Genomic DNA, 15,861 nt, shown 5'->3' on the forward strand with positions numbered 1-15,861 from the left:
CTCCTACTGCAATACGAAATTGGTGAACAGCAACTGGTCAATCACAGGCTTGCCGACTTCTTTCTGGGCAACTTCCTGCACCACGACGGTCGCTTTCTGGCGCAGCATTTCCTGGCCGACCGAGCTGCTGGCCAGGGTCTCGAAGCCGACCCCGGAGAACATCATCACCAGGTTGTTACGTATGACCGGCATGTGCACTTTAAGGGCATCGAGGTCAGCCTGATTGCGCCCCTGCAAGGTGATGCTGACCTGCATGTAGCGCTGGCGACCATTCTGGTTGAAGTTCACCACGAACGCGGGCGTAAGCGCTTCGTAGATGGCCGCTGGCTTGGTGGTGCTGGCGCCTTCCTGTTCAGCAGGGGCGGGCTCGCTCTTGTGCATGATGAACCACGTGGCGCCCACGGAAATGCCCACGGCCACCAGCAGGCCACCCACGGCCAGGAGGATCAGTTTGAGTTTGCCTTTTGGGGCAGGGTCTTTGACTGCTTCGGTATTCGCCATGCCAATATTCCGTCGTCCATCGGGAGTAACTGGGAAGATGGCTTGGGGTGAGCAAGTGTTATGCCAAATACGCGTGCGTCAAGGCATGCCGGGACTTACAGCAGTGCCGTACGAACAAAACAGAGGGGCCGTTTAGTAGCCCCTGCCCCTACATGCGCCTCAGGCGTAATAATCCACAGCGCTGTCCCCGATCACCACCTGCTGCTCCGCAGGCCGTTCCCGCTCGGCAGCGTCGACCGAACCCTCACCCGCCCGCGCAGCAACGCCGGACAGGCTACTACCCCCCTGCCCCTGCGCCGCCTGCCCGTGTTGCTGCTGACCACGCGACTGGTCGGCCACATTGACATCCGGCTGGGCCAGGCCCTGCTGGGCAAAGAGTTCGCGCAGCCGGTGCACCTGGCTGTCCAGCGTATCGCGCACACCGACGTGGCCGCTGATGAAGGTCACCTGGGTGGCCTGGTCGGCGGCGACGTTGACGCGGATGTTCAAGCGCCCCAGCTCGGCAGGCTCGAGCTGTATATCGGCCGACTTGAGGTTCTGGCTGGACAGGTACATGACCCGGTTCACCAGCCCCTCGGTCCACGCGTTCTGGTTCATCGACAACGGCTGCTGCAACGGGTTGGGGTTCACCGGCACCGCGTTGGCCGTCTTGGCCGTTGCGGCCTGGGTGAGGTTGGCCAGGCGGCTGGCGAAGTCATCGATACGGGTATCGCTGCTGGCGCCCTTGGTGTCTTTCAACCCTTCTTCGAGCAATGCGCCGAAGGCCTTTTCACCGGTGTCGGTGGAGGCTTCCTCGGCCACCTGACCCGCCTGCGCCAAGGTATTGACGGATGCAGCTTGAGCCTGCTGCTGGCCAGGGTCTACGGCATGGGCCGAGGTGGCCCCCTTGGCCTGGGCACTGTGCTCCAGCGCCAGGCGCAGGGTAGGCAGGTTCGCCAGGGCATCGGCAGCAGGGTCGAAGTCAGGCGCTTTTTCGGAAGGCGGCTGGTCATTGGCAGCCTGCAAGACAGGCGCTACTGCCTCGGCCTGGGCCTGGATCAACTGGGCGCCAGGCTGCGCGTCAGTGACCTGCCCGGCAACCAGGCTGGCATCGCGCATGCCGGTATCGGCCTGGCTAGCTTGCTCGGTTGGCGAGCCATTGCCGTCATCGGCAACGGCGCGCTTGTCAACGGGCTTGCTTTTGCCGCTTGAGGTCCCCTCAGCCTTGTCAGCGGCCTTGCTCGCAGCAGGCTTGTCTGCAGCACCGGCAACCTTGTCACGCCCCTGCTTGGCCATCACCTGACCGAAGCCATCGCCCTGCTCGCCCAGTGTCTGCTGGGGTTTGCCGGCTGTGGCGCTAGCAGAGCGGGATGCGTCGGCCTTGATGTTGGCTTGCAGCAAAGGGTTGGATGCAACAGGCATTGAGCAGTCTCCGCGCCATAAACAAAATAATCACGGGTATTACTCAGCAAAACTCGCGCCAACTAATACAGAGGCGGTAAGCGCATGGGCTAACCGGCCGATATACGACGATGTTCGGCCCGGTAGAAGCGCTGTACTTCGGCAAACTCCACATCAATACGGCTGATGAGGTCTTCGATCCCCAGCAGCGGAGGATGGCGGGCCTTGTCCTCGAGTTCCTGGCAAAGGGTTGCCAACGCAACGGCACCCATGTTGCTGCTGCTACCTTTGAAACTGTGGGCGGCGGCGCCGAGTTCAACTGCGCTGCGGGCAGCGTGAAGTTGGCCAAGGCGCCTTTCAGAATCGTCCAGGAAGGTCTGCACTAGCTGCAGATAGCCGTCTTCCATGATTTCACGCAGGTCACTGAGTACCTTGTGGTCGATATGCATGTCAGCCACTTGTTCGCTCCTTGATCAAGTCAGATTATGGCAGAGCCCGACGCGGACTCACCAGATGAACTCAACGTGCGCACAGCGCCCGCCCTCTGTCCAGCGCGCCACCGTAGAGAGGCGCCTGACCAATGCCAGTCCTCGGCCACTGAGGCCTCGCTCTGGCAACGGCTGCGCAAGCACCTGCTGCACGTCGAACCCATCGCCGCTGTCCCTGACCTCCACTTTCAGACGCCCACCAGCGGCAAGCGGTTCAACTGCAAGATCGATGCGCACGTAACCTTCCTCGATCACCTGCAAGCGCCTGGCTCGCTCCTGATAGTAATCGGCAAAGCCTGGCGCGTCGCATTTGAGCCGAGCGTCCAGCCCCAGCACGCCATGTTCAAGCGCATTGGAATACAGTTCGCTCAGCACACTGTAGAGGGTGCCGGCCGATGAACGCAGGTCGTGTATTTCCTGCAACAACTGCACCAGGTAGGGCACCGGGTTGAAACGGCGCAGACTTTCGCCCCTCACATCGAAACTGAGCGACCAGTCCATGGCGCTACAGCGGCCCAGGTCCGGAGGCAACACCGGCATGGGCTGCGGCAACTGCGCACCCAGCATGCGTATCTCACACAAGCTGACATCGTCACGCGCCGGCCCACCGAAGCGTTGCAGCGCGTCGAGCAGCTCGTCGAACAACAGCGCGGGATCGCGATTGTCTGCCAGTACTGCCCGCAGGCGTTGCTCCCCGAACAAACGCTCCTGATCGTCGGCGGTTTCCAGCACCCCATCGGACATCAACAGCAGGCGCTCGCCCGGCGCCAGCGGCCAGACTTCGGTCTGGTCGTCGAATTGCTCGGCACTCAGAACCCCCAGCGGCAAGTGCCGGGAACTCAACGCAGACAACACCTGGCCCTCAGCAGCCAGCACGAAGCCATCGGGCATGCCACCATTCCACACCTCCACTGCGCCGCGCTGCATGCTCAGGTTGACCAGCAGTGCGCAGCAGAACATGTCGCCAGGCAGGATGCGCTTGAGCTTGGCATTCATCTCTCGCAAAACTTGCGCCATGCCATAACCCTTGGCCGTCATGCCGTAGAACACTTCAGCCAATGGCATGGCTCCCACGGCAGCCGGCAGCCCGTGCCCGGTGAAATCCCCCAGCAGCACGCGCATGTCCCCGGACGGCGTGAGCGCGGCCAGCATCAGGTCGCCGTTGAACAGCGCGTACGGCGATTGTAAAAAGCGGATGTTCGGTGCATCCAGACAGCCGGAATGGGCAACCTTGTCGAACACGGCTTTGGCCACCCGCTGTTCATTGAGCAAGTGGTGGTGGTGCCGTGCTATCTGGTCGCGCTGGTCCAGCACTGTGGCCTGAAGCCGCCTCAGCCGGTCCATGGCCCGAATCTTGGCTGCCAGAATGACTGCGCTGTAGGGCTTGGGCAGAAAATCATCACCACCGGCTTCCAAGCACCGCACCAGGGCCTGCTCTTCGTTGAGTGCCGTGAGAAAAATGATGGGCACCAGGGCTTCGCCAGCCAAGGCCTTGATCTGCCGCGCCGCCTCGAAGCCGTCCATGACCGGCATCAGCGCATCGAGCAGCACCAGCTGTGGGCGTTGTGCCTTGAACACGTCCACGGCTTGCTGGCCATTTTCCACCGTGAACACTTGATGCCCTTGGCGCCTGACGATCTGTGCCAACAGCAGACGATCGGCCGCGCCATCTTCAGCCACCAGCACGGTCAACCCAAGCTCATCAGCCATCGGCGCGCTCAACTGATGTCGAAGAGCTTGTCGAAATTGGAGATGGCGAGGATCTTGCGTACATCGCAATTGGCATGGACGACCCGCACATCCGCCGCGTCCCCGCCGACATGATCGCGCAACAGCAGGAGCATGCCCAATGCCGAGCTGTCGAGGTAGGTCACCTCCTGCAAGTCGACGATGACCGCGTCAGGGCGGCTTGGCTGGCGTTCGTAGGCCTCGCGAAAGGCCTGGTGCTTGCCGAAATCGAAACGTCCCTTGATCGTGATCGTCAGCTTTTTACCGTCCTGCGAGACATCGGTTTCCACTGCCATGCTAGCGATTCCTTCGATGATGGCGGATGCGGCTCCATGAAGGTGTAGCAGTCATGGCGCGAGGGGGCAAGCGGGTGAGGGAAGTAGTGTAGATTGACAGGCATGGCGCAGGGCCGTGTTGGGTACTTAGCCCCCGCGGATCTTAGGCGCTCAGCATAGATCGCTGGGGCCGCTGTGCGGCCCATCGCGGCGCTAGGCCGCTCCTACCCTGACCGCGTAGCGCCTGGGTCAGTAGGTTCACAGGGCCTTGTAAGAGCGGCCTAGTGCCGCGATGGGCCGCACAGCGGCCCAAAGGCTTACCCGCTACAACGGCCCCTGGCGCGGCAGCCGCTGGGACAATTCGTCGAGCAGGCGCTGCTCGCGCTTGTCCTCGGCGCGCCGAGCCTCGTCCATATAGCGCTGCACCAGCTTGCGCAGGCCCTCTACCCGCGCATACGCCTGCTGCCAGGTGTCGCGGGCGTTGGCGAGATTGTTCTGGTGCCAGGTGAGGCTCTGGCGCTGTTGGGTCATGGCCGTTTCCAGCTGGCCGAGAAAGCGCTGGTAGTTGACCAGCCAGTTCCCGTCAACACCCTGGCCACCCCGGTTGAGCCACTGCTGTTGATAATCCTCGCGAAAGCGCTCCAGTTCCGTCAGCTTGGCCTGGGCCGTGACCACCTGCTGCTGGAAATGGCCCAGACGCTGGGCCGCCTTGCGCTCGGCTTCCTCGGCCATGTCCACCACGGGAGCCAGGCGCGCCGCACGTCCGGGCAGTGCCATGGCCTATCAGCCCGCCGGGGGCGTGAAGATCGCCCCCAGTTGGTCGCGGCTTTGCGCCATGCTCACGTTTTCACGCAGCCCTTGACGCAGAAATTCCACCAGCCTGGCCTGCAGCGCGATGGCAAGGTCGGTCTCGGGGTCCCCGCCCGCCACGTAGGCACCCACGCTGATCAGGTCGCGGCTCTGGGACAGCCGAGACCAGAGCTGCTTGAATTTCTGCGCCTGGCGAAGGTGGTCGGCATCGACCACTTGAGGCATCACCCGGCTGATGGACGCTTCGATATCGATTGCCGGGTAATGGCCCTCCTCGGCCAGCCGTCGCGATAGCACGAAGTGGCCGTCCAGCACCCCCCGCGCCGAGTCGGCGATCGGGTCCTGCTGATCGTCCCCCTCGGACAGTACCGTATAAAACGCCGTGATCGAGCCGCCACCCGGCTCACCATTGCCAGCTCGCTCCACCAGCTTGGGCAGCTTGGCGAACACCGAAGGCGGATAGCCGCGCGTGGCGGGCGGCTCACCGATGGCCAGGGCAATTTCCCGCTGCGCCTGGGCAAAGCGGGTCAGCGAATCCATCAACAGCAGCACGTTCTTGCCCTTGTCGCGAAAGTACTCGGCAATACGGGTGCAGTACATGGCCGCCCGCAAGCGCATCAGGGGCGCATCGTCCGCGGGTGAAGCCACCACCACAGAACGCTTGAGCCCCTCCTCGCCGAGAATGTGCTCGATGAATTCCTTCACTTCGCGGCCACGTTCGCCAATCAGGCCGACCACGATGATTTCGGCTTCGGTGAAGCGGGTCATCATGCCTAGCAGCACCGACTTGCCCACACCGGTACCGGCGAACAGGCCCAGGCGCTGGCCGCGTCCGACGGTGAGCAGGCCGTTGATACTGCGAATGCCCACGTCCAGCGGCTTGCTGATCGGGTCGCGGTTGAGCGGGTTGATCACCGGCCCGTCCATCGGCACCCAGTCCTCGGCCTTCATGCCGCCCTTGCCGTCCAGTGCGCGGCCCGCGCCGTCCAGCACCCGCCCCAGCATGCTCATGCCCATGGGCAGCCGACCACCGTCGTCGAGCGGCACCACGCGGGCACCGGGGGCGATGCCGACAATGCTGCCAACCGGCATGAGGAACACCTTCGACCCGGAGAACCCCATCACCTCCGCCTCGACCTGCACCGGGTGGTAGCTGTCGTCGTTGACCACCAGGCAGCGGCTACCCACAGCCGCCCTGAGCCCCTCGGCTTCCAGGGTCAGGCCCACCATGCGCAGCAGTCGCCCCTCGACCACCGGTTGCGCCGGCACCTCAATGGCCTCGGCATAGCTGCCCAGGCGCTTGGCGAAGCTGGTACGGTCAAGGCGCATCGGGGTTCTCCACCGGCGCGTCCAGGTCAACACTCACATCCGGCGCTGCCGGGTGCAGCGCATGATCATGCATCTGGTCGAACAACTGCGCGACGGTCTTCTCGATGCGGGTTTCCATGGTCGCATCGATACGGCTATGGGCGGTCTCGATACGGCAGCCACCGGGAAGCAGGGTGCTGTCTTCGAGCAGGCGCCATTGTTCTTCGTGGCGCTCGCGCAAGGCCTTGGCCAGTTCGAAATCCTGCGGGTTCAAGTGGATACGGATGTTGTCGGCACCCATGGGCAGGCGCTTGAGGGCTTCGCGCAGCACCTGGGTGATCTGGCTGGAATCGCTCGTGAGTTCCCGGCCGATCACCTGGCGCGCCATGTGCGACACCAGGTGCACCAGGGTTCTCTCGATCTGGGTGTCCTGCTCGGCGATAGGCTCCATCAAATGGGTCATCAGCTTTTCCAGGCTGGCCAGCTTGGCCTTCAGGGCCTCGTCGGCCTCTTGGCGCACTTTGAGCTGGGTGCTGTGAAAACCATCACGCTCACCTGTGGCGAAGCCTTCGTTATAGGCTTCCTGGCGAATGGCTTCCAGCTCTTCGAGGGTCAGCGGATGGACTTCCTCCAGTGGCACTTCCTCGACTTCTTCCTCCACCTCGACCGGTTCGGGCTCAGGCTCGGGCGCGGGCTGGGGGTCGAAGCTGGGCAATGTCCAGACATCCACGCCCTCAAGGTCGCGGGCCCGGATCAGGTCACTGGGGTGGTGTTCTTTGGTCGACATTCAAAAACCTGTCTGTCAGGGTGCCAGGCGCCATGCCGCCTGTCGAAGACTGCACGCTAAGGCAGATTGCGTGCGCGACGCAATCGCCTTGCGCGGACCCATTGGCGGCTCGCCGCTTAGATCATTTCCTCGGCACCTTTGCCACCGAGCACGATTTCGCCGGCTTCGGCCATGCGACGGGCGATGGTGAGGATTTCCTTCTGGGCCGTCTCGACATCGCTGACACGGACCGGGCCCTTGGCCTCGAGGTCGTCGCGCAGCAGTTCCGAGGCCCGCTTGGACATGTTCTTGAAAACCTTGTCCTTGACCCGCTCGTCCGCGCCCTTGAGCGACACCACCAGCACGTCGGAGGACACTTCGCGCAGCAACGCCTGGATACCCCGGTCATCCACATCGGCCAGGTTGTTGAAGACGAACATCAGGTCTTCGATCTGCTCGGACAGGTCGCTGTCGATTTCACGGATCGAATCCATCAGGGCGCCTTCCACCGAGCTGTCGAGGAAGTTCATGATGTCAGCGGCACGCTTGATGCCACCCAGGGTGGTGCGCGCGGCGTTGGAATTGCCGGAGAACTGCTTCTCCAGAATCTGGTTCAGCTCCTTGAGGGCAGCAGGTTGCACGGTATTGAGCGATGAGACGCGCAATACGATGTCCAGCCGAACCTTGTGGTCGAAGTTGCTCAGCACCTCACCGGCCTGATCAGGGTCCAGGTAAGCCACGACAATGGCCTGGATCTGCGGGTGCTCGTAGCGGATCACGTCGGCCACGGCGCGTGGTTCCATCCACTTGAGGCTGTCCAGGCCACTGGTGTTGCCACCGAGCAGGATGCGGTCGACCAAGCCGTTGGCCTTGTCCTCGCCCAGTGCCTGGTTGAGCATCTTGCGAATGTACGCATCGGAGCCCACGCCCAGGCTGGTCTGATCGCCAACCACCTCGACGAACTCGCTCATCACCTGTTCGACCTGGTCACGGTGCACGTTGCCCATCTGCGCCATGGCCACGCCCACGCGCTGCACTTCCTTGGGCCCCATGTGGCGCAGTACCTGCGCGGCATCGGTTTCACCCAGCGAGAGCAGCAGGATGGCTGCCTTGTCGACGCGGCTCAGCTTGGCGGTAACGGCTCGGTTATCACTCATCGGCGTTGATCCAGTCTTTCACGACCTGGGCCACACGGCCCGGGTCTTCGGCCACAAGGCCTTTGATTGCGTTGAGCTGTGCCTCGTAACCCTCGGTCGGGCTAGGCAGCAGAATGCTTGTCGGGCCACCCAGGCTGACGCGGTCGTTGGCCAGTTCGCCATCCAGACCGATCATGCCGCCCAGCTCCATGTCGTTTTCCAGGGCAGGCTGCTTGCCACCCCCTGTCAGGTTGTTGAGCACAGGACGCAATACACCGAACACCAGCACCAGGATGAACAGCACACCCAGCACTTGCTTGAAGATATCCCAGAACCAGGGCTGCTGGTAAAACGCGATATCGGCAATCTCTTCGCCACGGTCTGGCGCAAACGGCACGTTGATCACGGTCACGCTGTCGCCCCGGCTGGCATCGAAGCCAACGGCGTCCTGGACCAGCCGGGTGAAGCGCGTGAGGTCTTCGGCAGCCCACGGCACATGGGTGGTCTCCCCGGTGGCGGCGTCCACCTTGACCTGATCGTCCACCACGACCGCCACGGACAGGCGTGTCATGCGCCCCTGCTGCTGGCGGGTGTGGCTGATGGAGCGGTCAAGCTCGAAGTTCTTGGTGCTCTGCTGGCGTTTATCCGACGGATACGGCGCGAGCATCGGCTGGCCGGTGGCCGGGTCCATGATCTGCTGGCCATTGGCATCGACCAAGGGCTGGCCAGGCTGAATGGCGCCTGCTGCACCCGCGGTGCCACCCGTGGTCTGTGGCGCCGAAGCAGCACCCGGCGGCTGGTTGCTCAGCGCGCCCGGCACACCTTGCGGGCCCTGGCTGCTGGCGCGCTGCTCGTCGACCGACTGCTCACTGCGCAGCGCCGGTTGGTCCGGGTTGAACTGCTCGGAGGTGGACTCGACCGCACTGAAGTCCAGGTCGGCGGACACTTCGGCCTTGTACCGGTCGTTGCCCAGCACCGGTTGCAGGATATTGTGCACGCGCTGGGTCAGCATGCTTTCCATCCGGCGACTGTAGTCGAACTGCTTGCCGGCCTGGGTCAGGGCAGAATCCTGGATCTGTTCGGACAGCAGGTTGCCTTTCTGGTCGACCACGGTGACCTGGGACTTGTCCAGCTCCGGCACACTGGTGGCAACCAGGTTGACGATGGCCATCACCTGACCAGGCTCAAGCGCACGACCTGGATAAAGCTCGACCAATACCGACGCGCTGGGCCGACGCTCGTCGCGCACGAACACCGAGCTTTTGGGAATGGCCAGGTGCACGCGGGCACCCTTGACGTTGTTCAGGCTCGACACGGTGCGCGCCAGTTCACCTTCCAGGCTGCGACGGTAGCGCGTGGCTTCCATGAACTGACTGGTGCCCAGGCCCTGCTCCTTGTCGAGCAGCTCGAAACCGACGTTGCCGTCGGTAGGCGCCACGCCCGCTGCCGCCAGCTTCAGGCGCGCGCGGGAGATATCGTCAGCCTTGACCAGCAGGGCCCCGGAATTGGGTTCCACGTTGTAGGCAATGTCGGCCGCCGCCAGGGTGTCCATGACCTGCTTGGTGTCCATGCCCGACAGGCTCGGGTACAGCGGACGGTAGTCCGGCTGCTGCGACCACAGCACCACGGCAAAGCCGATCGCCACGCTGGCCGCCAGGCCGACCATCAGGCCGATCTGACGCAGCATGGGCATCTGCGCAATGTTTTCCAGGAACGCCAGGCGCACCAGGGGGGCCTTGGGCGCTGGCGCGCCGCCCTTGGCGGGCGCGTTGTCGACGACTGCTTCAGCCATGGTCTACGTCTGCCCTCAAACCGGCATTTGCATGATGTCCTGGTACGCCTGAACGAGCTTGTTGCGTACCTGGGTCAAGGCCTGCATCGAAACGCTGGCTTTCTGCGAAGCAATCATCACGTCGGTGAGATCGACCCCGGTCTTGCCGATTTCGAAGGCGTTCGCCAGCTGCGAAGAGGCCTGCTGGGTGTCATTCACCTTGCCGATGGCCTGGCCCAGCATATCGGCAAAGGTACTTTGCCCTGGGGCCAGCTCAGGGGCGGCTGATACTTTCGGCAGCGACATGGCATCGGCCTGCATGGCGCGCATGTCCAGCATCAGACGATTGAATTCAACACCTTGGGTCATGGGCTTCTCTCTCCGGCGGCCGCATATTTTTGACAGTCATGCGGCGGATAGCCTTCGTAAAGCAACAAAGGTGCCAGCCTTGAAAAAGGGTGGATGCATCGGGGAAAAACCGCGGATATCAGGCTACGAGGCACCGTGAAGATCAGTCCCGCCTGGCGAGCACTGGCTAAAAGCGGGCTGCATTGCACAGGCTCGAGAGGACGTCCGCAGGCTAAAACGGGACCGTCTCACTCGCCAAACAGGCTGGCTTCGACGTCGAAACCGGCGTCGCGCATCTGGGCAAGCTTATAGCGCAGCGTGCGCGGGCTGATGCCCAGACGCTCGGCCGCTTCCTTGCGCCGGCCCCGCTCGGCCCGCAAGGTGTCGATGATCTGCTGGTACTCGTGACGTCGCTTGTCGTCGCCCTGCTCGACGGACTGTTCACGCTGCCCAGATAATGGCACAGTGCCACCTGACAAGGGAATGGCGCCATCAAGACAAAAATCCGCCGCCTCGATCACGCCGCCTTGCTGCAGAATCAGAGCGCGCTGCAATGCGTTGTCCAGCTCACGTACGTTGCCAGGCCAGGTCCAGGCTTGCAGGCAGGCCTGCGCGTCGGCGGACAGGCGCACCGGCGCATGCTGCATCTTGGCAACGTGACGTGCCAGCAAGCGCTCGGCCAATTGAACGATGTCGCCCGGCCGCTCGCGCAGGGGTCGCCAGGCCAGCGGAAACACGGACAGCCGGTAGAACAGGTCCTCGCGAAAACGACCGGCAGCCACCTCGCCCGCCAAGTCCCGGTTGGTGGTGGCCACCACGCGGATATCCAGCGCGATGGGCTTGCGCCCCCCTACCCGCTCGACCTCACGCTCCTGCAGCACCCGCAGCAACTTGGCCTGCAAGGCCAATGGCATTTCAGAGATCTCGTCCAGCAGCAAGGTGCCACCGTTGGCCTGCTCGAACTTGCCAGGCTGGGCAGCGATCGCCCCGGTGAAGGCCCCCTTCTCGTGGCCGAACAGCGTGGCTTCGAGCATGTTGTCCGGTATGGCGGCACAGTTGATCGCAACGAACGGCTGGCTGGCACGGGGCGACTGCTGGTGGATGTAGCGCGCCAGCACTTCCTTGCCCGTACCCGACTCACCAGAAATCAGCACCGTCGAATTGCTGCGCGCCACGCGTGCGGCCAGCTCCAGCAACTGCCGGCTGGAGGGCTCGCACGCAACCGGGCCCTCCTCGTCCGTCACACGCCCGGCGGCATGCCGCTGCACAAGCTTGAGCAGCGCCTTGGGCTCGAAGGGCTTGACCAGATAATCCACCGCGCCTTGGCGAATGGCCTCCACCGCCCGTTCCACGGCCGCGTGAGCGGTCATCAGCAATACCGGCAAGTGCGGCTGCTGGCGGCGCAACTGGGCCAGCAATTGATGGCCGTCCATGCCAGGCATGTTCACGTCACTGATGACCAGGTTGAAGGGTTCTTCATGCACCACTTTCAAGGCCTGCTCGGCGCTGTCCACCGCCTTGAAAGCGAAACCACCCAGGTCGAGGGTATCGGCCAGCGCCTCGCGCAGCACCCGGTCATCCTCGACCAGCAATACGTTCACACTCATCACCGGCTCTCCGCCAACGACCCGTCGATCAAGGGCAACTCTACTCGTACGCAGGTGCCGCGCCCTACCTTCGAGCGCATCTGCACGCTGCCGTGGTGGGCCTTGACCACCGCCTTGACCACCGCCAGCCCGAGCCCCGTGCCGGTCGACTTGGTCGTCAGGAATGGCTCGCCAATACGGGCGAGCAGATCAGGTGCAATGCCAGTGCCAGCGTCACTGATGCACAGGTGCAAGGTCTGCTGGCGCCGCCATAGGTGCACCTTGAGCCGCGCAGCGCCCTGGCTGGCCTGGGTGGCGTTTTCAATCAGGTTCAGCAGTGCACCCACCAGCGTGTCGCGGTTGCACAGCAGCTCACCCAGGCGACTGTCACACTGCCAGCGCACCGCGTGCCCCTGAACATGCGTCTGCGCGGCCTGCTGCAACGCCTGGAACAAGGCTTTAGGAGAAATCCGGTCCGTGAGGGGCAACTCGCCACGGGCGAACACCAGCATGTCGCGGACCTGTTGTTCCAGCTCGTGCAGTCGCTCCTTGAGGCTGCCAGCGAAGCGCTGCCGGGTCTGGGTGGTCAACGCCTGTTCAGGGTCGGCCAGGTGGCTGGCGTAGAGCATGGCGGCAGAGAGCGGCGTGCGGATCTGATGCGCCAGCGAGGCGACCATGCGCCCGAGTGAGGACAATCGCTCGTGGCGTGCCAGTTGGTCCTGCAGGCGACGAGTTTCCGTCAAGTCGTTGAGCAGCACCAACTGCCCCGGCTCGGCATCGAGCGAGCGGGTGGCGATGGAGAGGCGACGGCCGTCGCGCAGGGACACTTCATGGCCGTCGTCCAGGCGCGGGGCAAAACTGCGGGCAATGACTTCACGCCACAGCTGCCCGATCAATGGCTCGCCCAGCAGCTCACAGGCGGCCGGGTTGGCCTCGCGAACGCTACCCTGCCCGTCGATGACAATCACACCGCCGGGCAGCAAATCGAGCAAATGCTGCAAGCGGTTGGCCAGACGCTCTTTCTCGCTCAGCTCCTCGATGCGCTGGGCGCTGACCACCGCCAGCTCACCCTTGAGCTCACTGACCCGGGCTTCGAGCAGGCTGTAGGACTGGCTAAGCTGGCTGGAGACTTGGTCGAACAAAGCGAACGCCTGCTCGACACCCTGGCGGCTTTCCTGCTCGACCAGCGAATGCGCCTGGGGGGAAAGGGCTCGGGATACATGGGCGGCCTGGGGCATCGTGCTCTCTCGCGTGGCTGACCGTCATAAAAACGGTGTGGTGGCCAGTGCGTAGCAATACCCGTGCCGGAGATAAGGGCTTACAACATTTGCCGGAGGCTTCGCACTCCAGGCAAAGAATCTACCGCCTACCGACGACGATCACTCCTCTGCCTGGTCTTCACCACCCTGCCGGCTCATCCCATACTTGCGCATTTTCTCGACCAGCGTGGTGCGGCGAATACGCAAGCGCTCGGCAGCGCGGGCAACGATGCCGTTGGCGTCGTCCAGGGCTTGCTGGATCAGACCCTGTTCCAGGCTGCCCAGGTAGTCCTTCAGGTCCAGGCCTTCAGGCGGCAGCATGGCTGGGTTGCTGAAGTTGGGCGCGTGCCCGTTGATGGCGATGCGCTCTTCCAGGTCGTTACGCAGGGTATCGACCATCTGCTCGTCTTCGTCATCGATGTAGCGGAATTTCTTCGGCAGCTCCGATACACCGATCACGCCGTAGGGGTGCATGATGGCCATGCGCTCGACCAGGTTGGCCAGCTCGCGCACATTGCCCGGCCAGCCATGGCGGCACAGGGACATGATCGACGCCGAGTTGAAGCGAATGGAGCCGCGCTTTTCGTGCTCCATGCGCGAGATCAGCTCGTTCATCAGCAGCGGGATGTCTTCGACGCGCTCGCGCAGTGGCGCCATCTCGATGGGGAAGACGTTAAGCCGGTAATACAGGTCTTCGCGGAAAGTGCCGGCCTCGATCATGTGCTCGAGGTTCTTGTGGGTCGCGGCAATGATGCGCACATCGATGCTCTGGGTCTTGTTGCTGCCCACGCGCTCGAACGTACGCTCTTGCAGCACGCGCAACAATTTGACCTGCATGGGCAGCGGCATGTCGCCGATTTCATCGAGGAACAGCGTGCCGCCATTGGCCAGCTCGAAGCGGCCAGCGCGGCTGGTGATGGCGCCGGTGAACGCGCCTTTTTCATGGCCAAACAGTTCGCTTTCCAGCAACTCGGCCGGGATCGCGCCACAGTTGACCGGCACGAACGGGGCTTCGCGGCGCTTGGAGTGGTAGTGCAGGTTGCGCGCCACCACCTCCTTGCCCGTGCCCGACTCACCCAGGATCAACACACTGGCATCGGTGTCGGCTACCTGCTGCATCATCTGGCGTACGTGCTGAATAGCGCGACTGGTGCCCACCAGGCTGCGGAACAGGTTCGGCTCGCGCTGACGACCGCGCTCACGCGCCTGGTCGTACATCTCGCGGTAAACCTGTGCGCGGTGCAGCGAATCGAGCAGTTGGCTGTAGCTGGGCGGCATTTCCAGGTTCGACAGCACGCGGCGGCGCAGCTCTTCAGGCAGCTCGCTTGAAGAAATATCACCTAAAAACAGAACAGGAAGGAACTCATCCCATGAAAGCACTGTCCTAAGGAGCCCGAGCAGTGTGCCCGGCGTGCTGACAGCGCCCACGAGCACGCAGAGCACCTCGCGACTTGAAGCCAGGGGCTCGACCACCTGCTGCCACTCATGGCTGGCGCAGGACAGGTTTTCTTCGCCCAGGAAGTTGAGCACCACCGCCAGATCGCGGCGGCGGGTGCTGTCGTCATCGATCAGGAGAATCTTGGTTTCACGCCACATGCAATAGCAACTTCCCTAGTCATATCGGCGCCCGAAGGCGTGCTCGACATCATTCCGACTGAATGGTCAGTGTTCGGACGTCTGGAATACGAGAACAGGCACTAGTTAAGTCAAAAAGGGTCGCACAGTCAAATTTATGGCGCCTTTCGTTCAGTTACAGGCATCTTAACTGAACAAATGATAAACCTTTGAAGCATTCTTCGCTTGGTTGATCTGCATCATCTCATCGGCAATCGCCTGACGTTCGCCGGTTGTCACCTCGATGAGGCTGCGGTAGACCTCCATCACCCCTTCGAGCTTCACGCGCAATAGCTCTTCATCGTAGGCATGCGCTTCGAGCACTTCGTCAATACACGTGCGACACGCCACATCCAGCCTGGCGATGGTATCCCAATCCCGTTCGCCCAAAGCGCCGAGCAGCGCATCACAGGTGTCGTCGAGCCGTTGCAGTGCAGTCACGGTAAACTCCTTGCCGTCAATCGGCCGGCTGGATATCGGCGATGCCGTCCCAACCGCTCTTCACGGTGATCATCAGCTGGGCGACTTCATCAATGATGCGAGCGTCGTTATCAACGTTGGCCTGCATCAGGCGGTTGGTCATGTACACGTAGAGCGCATCGAGGTTTTCGACGTACTCAGGGTTCTCGCTTTTTTCTGGCAACAACCCATCGCGCAGGCCGATGATGATGTCGATTGCCTTGCCCAGCATGAGGCCTTTCTCGGCAATGTCCCCGCGCGCCATCGCGCCCTTGGCCTGGGCCATGCGATCGAGCGCCCCTTCCATCAGCATCTGCACCAGACGGTGTGGCGTGGCTTCGGAAATCTGGGCATGGGAATTGACCTTCTGGTACTGACGAAGGGCTCTCATGGGGTTCATCGTGCGACCTCGTTGCGTGAAGCGTTGAAAGG

At 62.9% G+C, this 15,861-nt stretch carries 16 protein-coding genes; all 16 read right to left on the reverse strand.

What is annotated here, in order from left to right:
- Positions 1–3: 3 nt before the first annotated feature.
- Positions 4–501 carry a flagellar basal body-associated protein FliL gene (gene fliL, locus B2J77_RS14075; protein ID WP_058606074.1) on the reverse strand — a complete coding sequence of 166 codons (498 nt, stop codon included), beginning with the start codon at positions 499–501 and terminating at the stop codon, positions 4–6.
- 159 nt (positions 502–660) lie between these two features.
- The gene (locus B2J77_RS14080) at positions 661–1,902 is read right to left on the reverse strand and encodes a flagellar hook-length control protein FliK (RefSeq protein ID WP_078478883.1); all 1,242 of its coding nucleotides are present in this window, start codon (positions 1,900–1,902) and stop codon (positions 661–663) included.
- Positions 1,903–1,991: 89 nt separating this feature from the next.
- Positions 1,992–2,339, reverse strand: a complete 348-nt coding sequence (locus B2J77_RS14085; RefSeq protein WP_058639124.1) for an Hpt domain-containing protein — start codon at positions 2,337–2,339, stop codon at positions 1,992–1,994.
- Between the two features lie 48 nt (positions 2,340–2,387).
- Positions 2,388–4,079, reverse strand: coding sequence for a fused response regulator/phosphatase (locus tag B2J77_RS14090; RefSeq protein WP_058639125.1), 1,692 nt, complete (start codon positions 4,077–4,079; stop codon positions 2,388–2,390).
- 8 nt (positions 4,080–4,087) lie between these two features.
- Entirely contained in the window at positions 4,088–4,393 is a 306-nt protein-coding gene (locus B2J77_RS14095; RefSeq protein WP_078478884.1) for an STAS domain-containing protein, read from the reverse strand.
- Positions 4,394–4,696: 303 nt separating this feature from the next.
- A complete protein-coding gene (fliJ, locus tag B2J77_RS14100) occupies positions 4,697–5,149 on the reverse strand; it encodes a flagellar export protein FliJ (RefSeq protein WP_058606069.1) in 453 nt (150 codons plus the stop codon).
- 6 nt (positions 5,150–5,155) lie between these two features.
- The gene (gene fliI / locus B2J77_RS14105) at positions 5,156–6,511 is read right to left on the reverse strand and encodes a flagellar protein export ATPase FliI (RefSeq protein WP_058606068.1); all 1,356 of its coding nucleotides are present in this window, start codon (positions 6,509–6,511) and stop codon (positions 5,156–5,158) included.
- Positions 6,501–7,277, reverse strand: coding sequence for a flagellar assembly protein FliH (gene fliH / locus B2J77_RS14110; protein WP_078478885.1), 777 nt, complete (start codon positions 7,275–7,277; stop codon positions 6,501–6,503). The genes fliI and fliH overlap by 11 nt, the downstream gene beginning before the upstream one ends.
- Before the next feature lie 116 nt (positions 7,278–7,393).
- Positions 7,394–8,413 (reverse strand): flagellar motor switch protein FliG, encoded by a 1,020-nt coding sequence (gene fliG / locus B2J77_RS14115; RefSeq protein ID WP_023533955.1) that lies wholly within the window; start codon positions 8,411–8,413, stop codon positions 7,394–7,396.
- Positions 8,406–10,184, reverse strand: a complete 1,779-nt coding sequence (gene fliF, locus B2J77_RS14120; RefSeq protein WP_058639129.1) for a flagellar basal-body MS-ring/collar protein FliF — start codon at positions 10,182–10,184, stop codon at positions 8,406–8,408. Before fliF ends, fliG begins: the two co-directional genes overlap by 8 nt.
- Positions 10,185–10,199: 15 nt before the next feature.
- Positions 10,200–10,532 carry a flagellar hook-basal body complex protein FliE gene (fliE, locus tag B2J77_RS14125; protein ID WP_023533916.1) on the reverse strand — a complete coding sequence of 111 codons (333 nt, stop codon included), beginning with the start codon at positions 10,530–10,532 and terminating at the stop codon, positions 10,200–10,202.
- 227 nt (positions 10,533–10,759) lie between these two features.
- The gene (locus B2J77_RS14130) at positions 10,760–12,118 is read right to left on the reverse strand and encodes a sigma-54-dependent transcriptional regulator (protein WP_058639130.1); all 1,359 of its coding nucleotides are present in this window, start codon (positions 12,116–12,118) and stop codon (positions 10,760–10,762) included.
- Positions 12,118–13,335, reverse strand: coding sequence for a sensor histidine kinase (locus B2J77_RS14135; protein WP_078478886.1), 1,218 nt, complete (start codon positions 13,333–13,335; stop codon positions 12,118–12,120). The genes B2J77_RS14130 and B2J77_RS14135 overlap by 1 nt, the downstream gene beginning before the upstream one ends.
- A gap of 141 nt (positions 13,336–13,476) precedes the next feature.
- Entirely contained in the window at positions 13,477–14,952 is a 1,476-nt protein-coding gene (gene fleQ, locus B2J77_RS14140; protein WP_058639132.1) for a transcriptional regulator FleQ, read from the reverse strand.
- Positions 14,953–15,117: 165 nt separating this feature from the next.
- Positions 15,118–15,411: a hypothetical protein gene (locus B2J77_RS14145; RefSeq protein WP_058639133.1), complete on the reverse strand. Its 294-nt coding sequence runs from the start codon at positions 15,409–15,411 to the stop codon at positions 15,118–15,120.
- A gap of 16 nt (positions 15,412–15,427) precedes the next feature.
- On the reverse strand, positions 15,428–15,829 hold the full coding sequence (fliS, locus tag B2J77_RS14150) for a flagellar export chaperone FliS (RefSeq protein ID WP_058639134.1): 402 nt from the start codon (positions 15,827–15,829) through the stop codon (positions 15,428–15,430).
- Between the last annotated feature and the right edge of the window lie 32 nt (positions 15,830–15,861).

Source organism: Pseudomonas parafulva (genome assembly GCF_002021815.1).
Lineage (GTDB): Bacteria > Pseudomonadota > Gammaproteobacteria > Pseudomonadales > Pseudomonadaceae > Aquipseudomonas > Aquipseudomonas parafulva_B.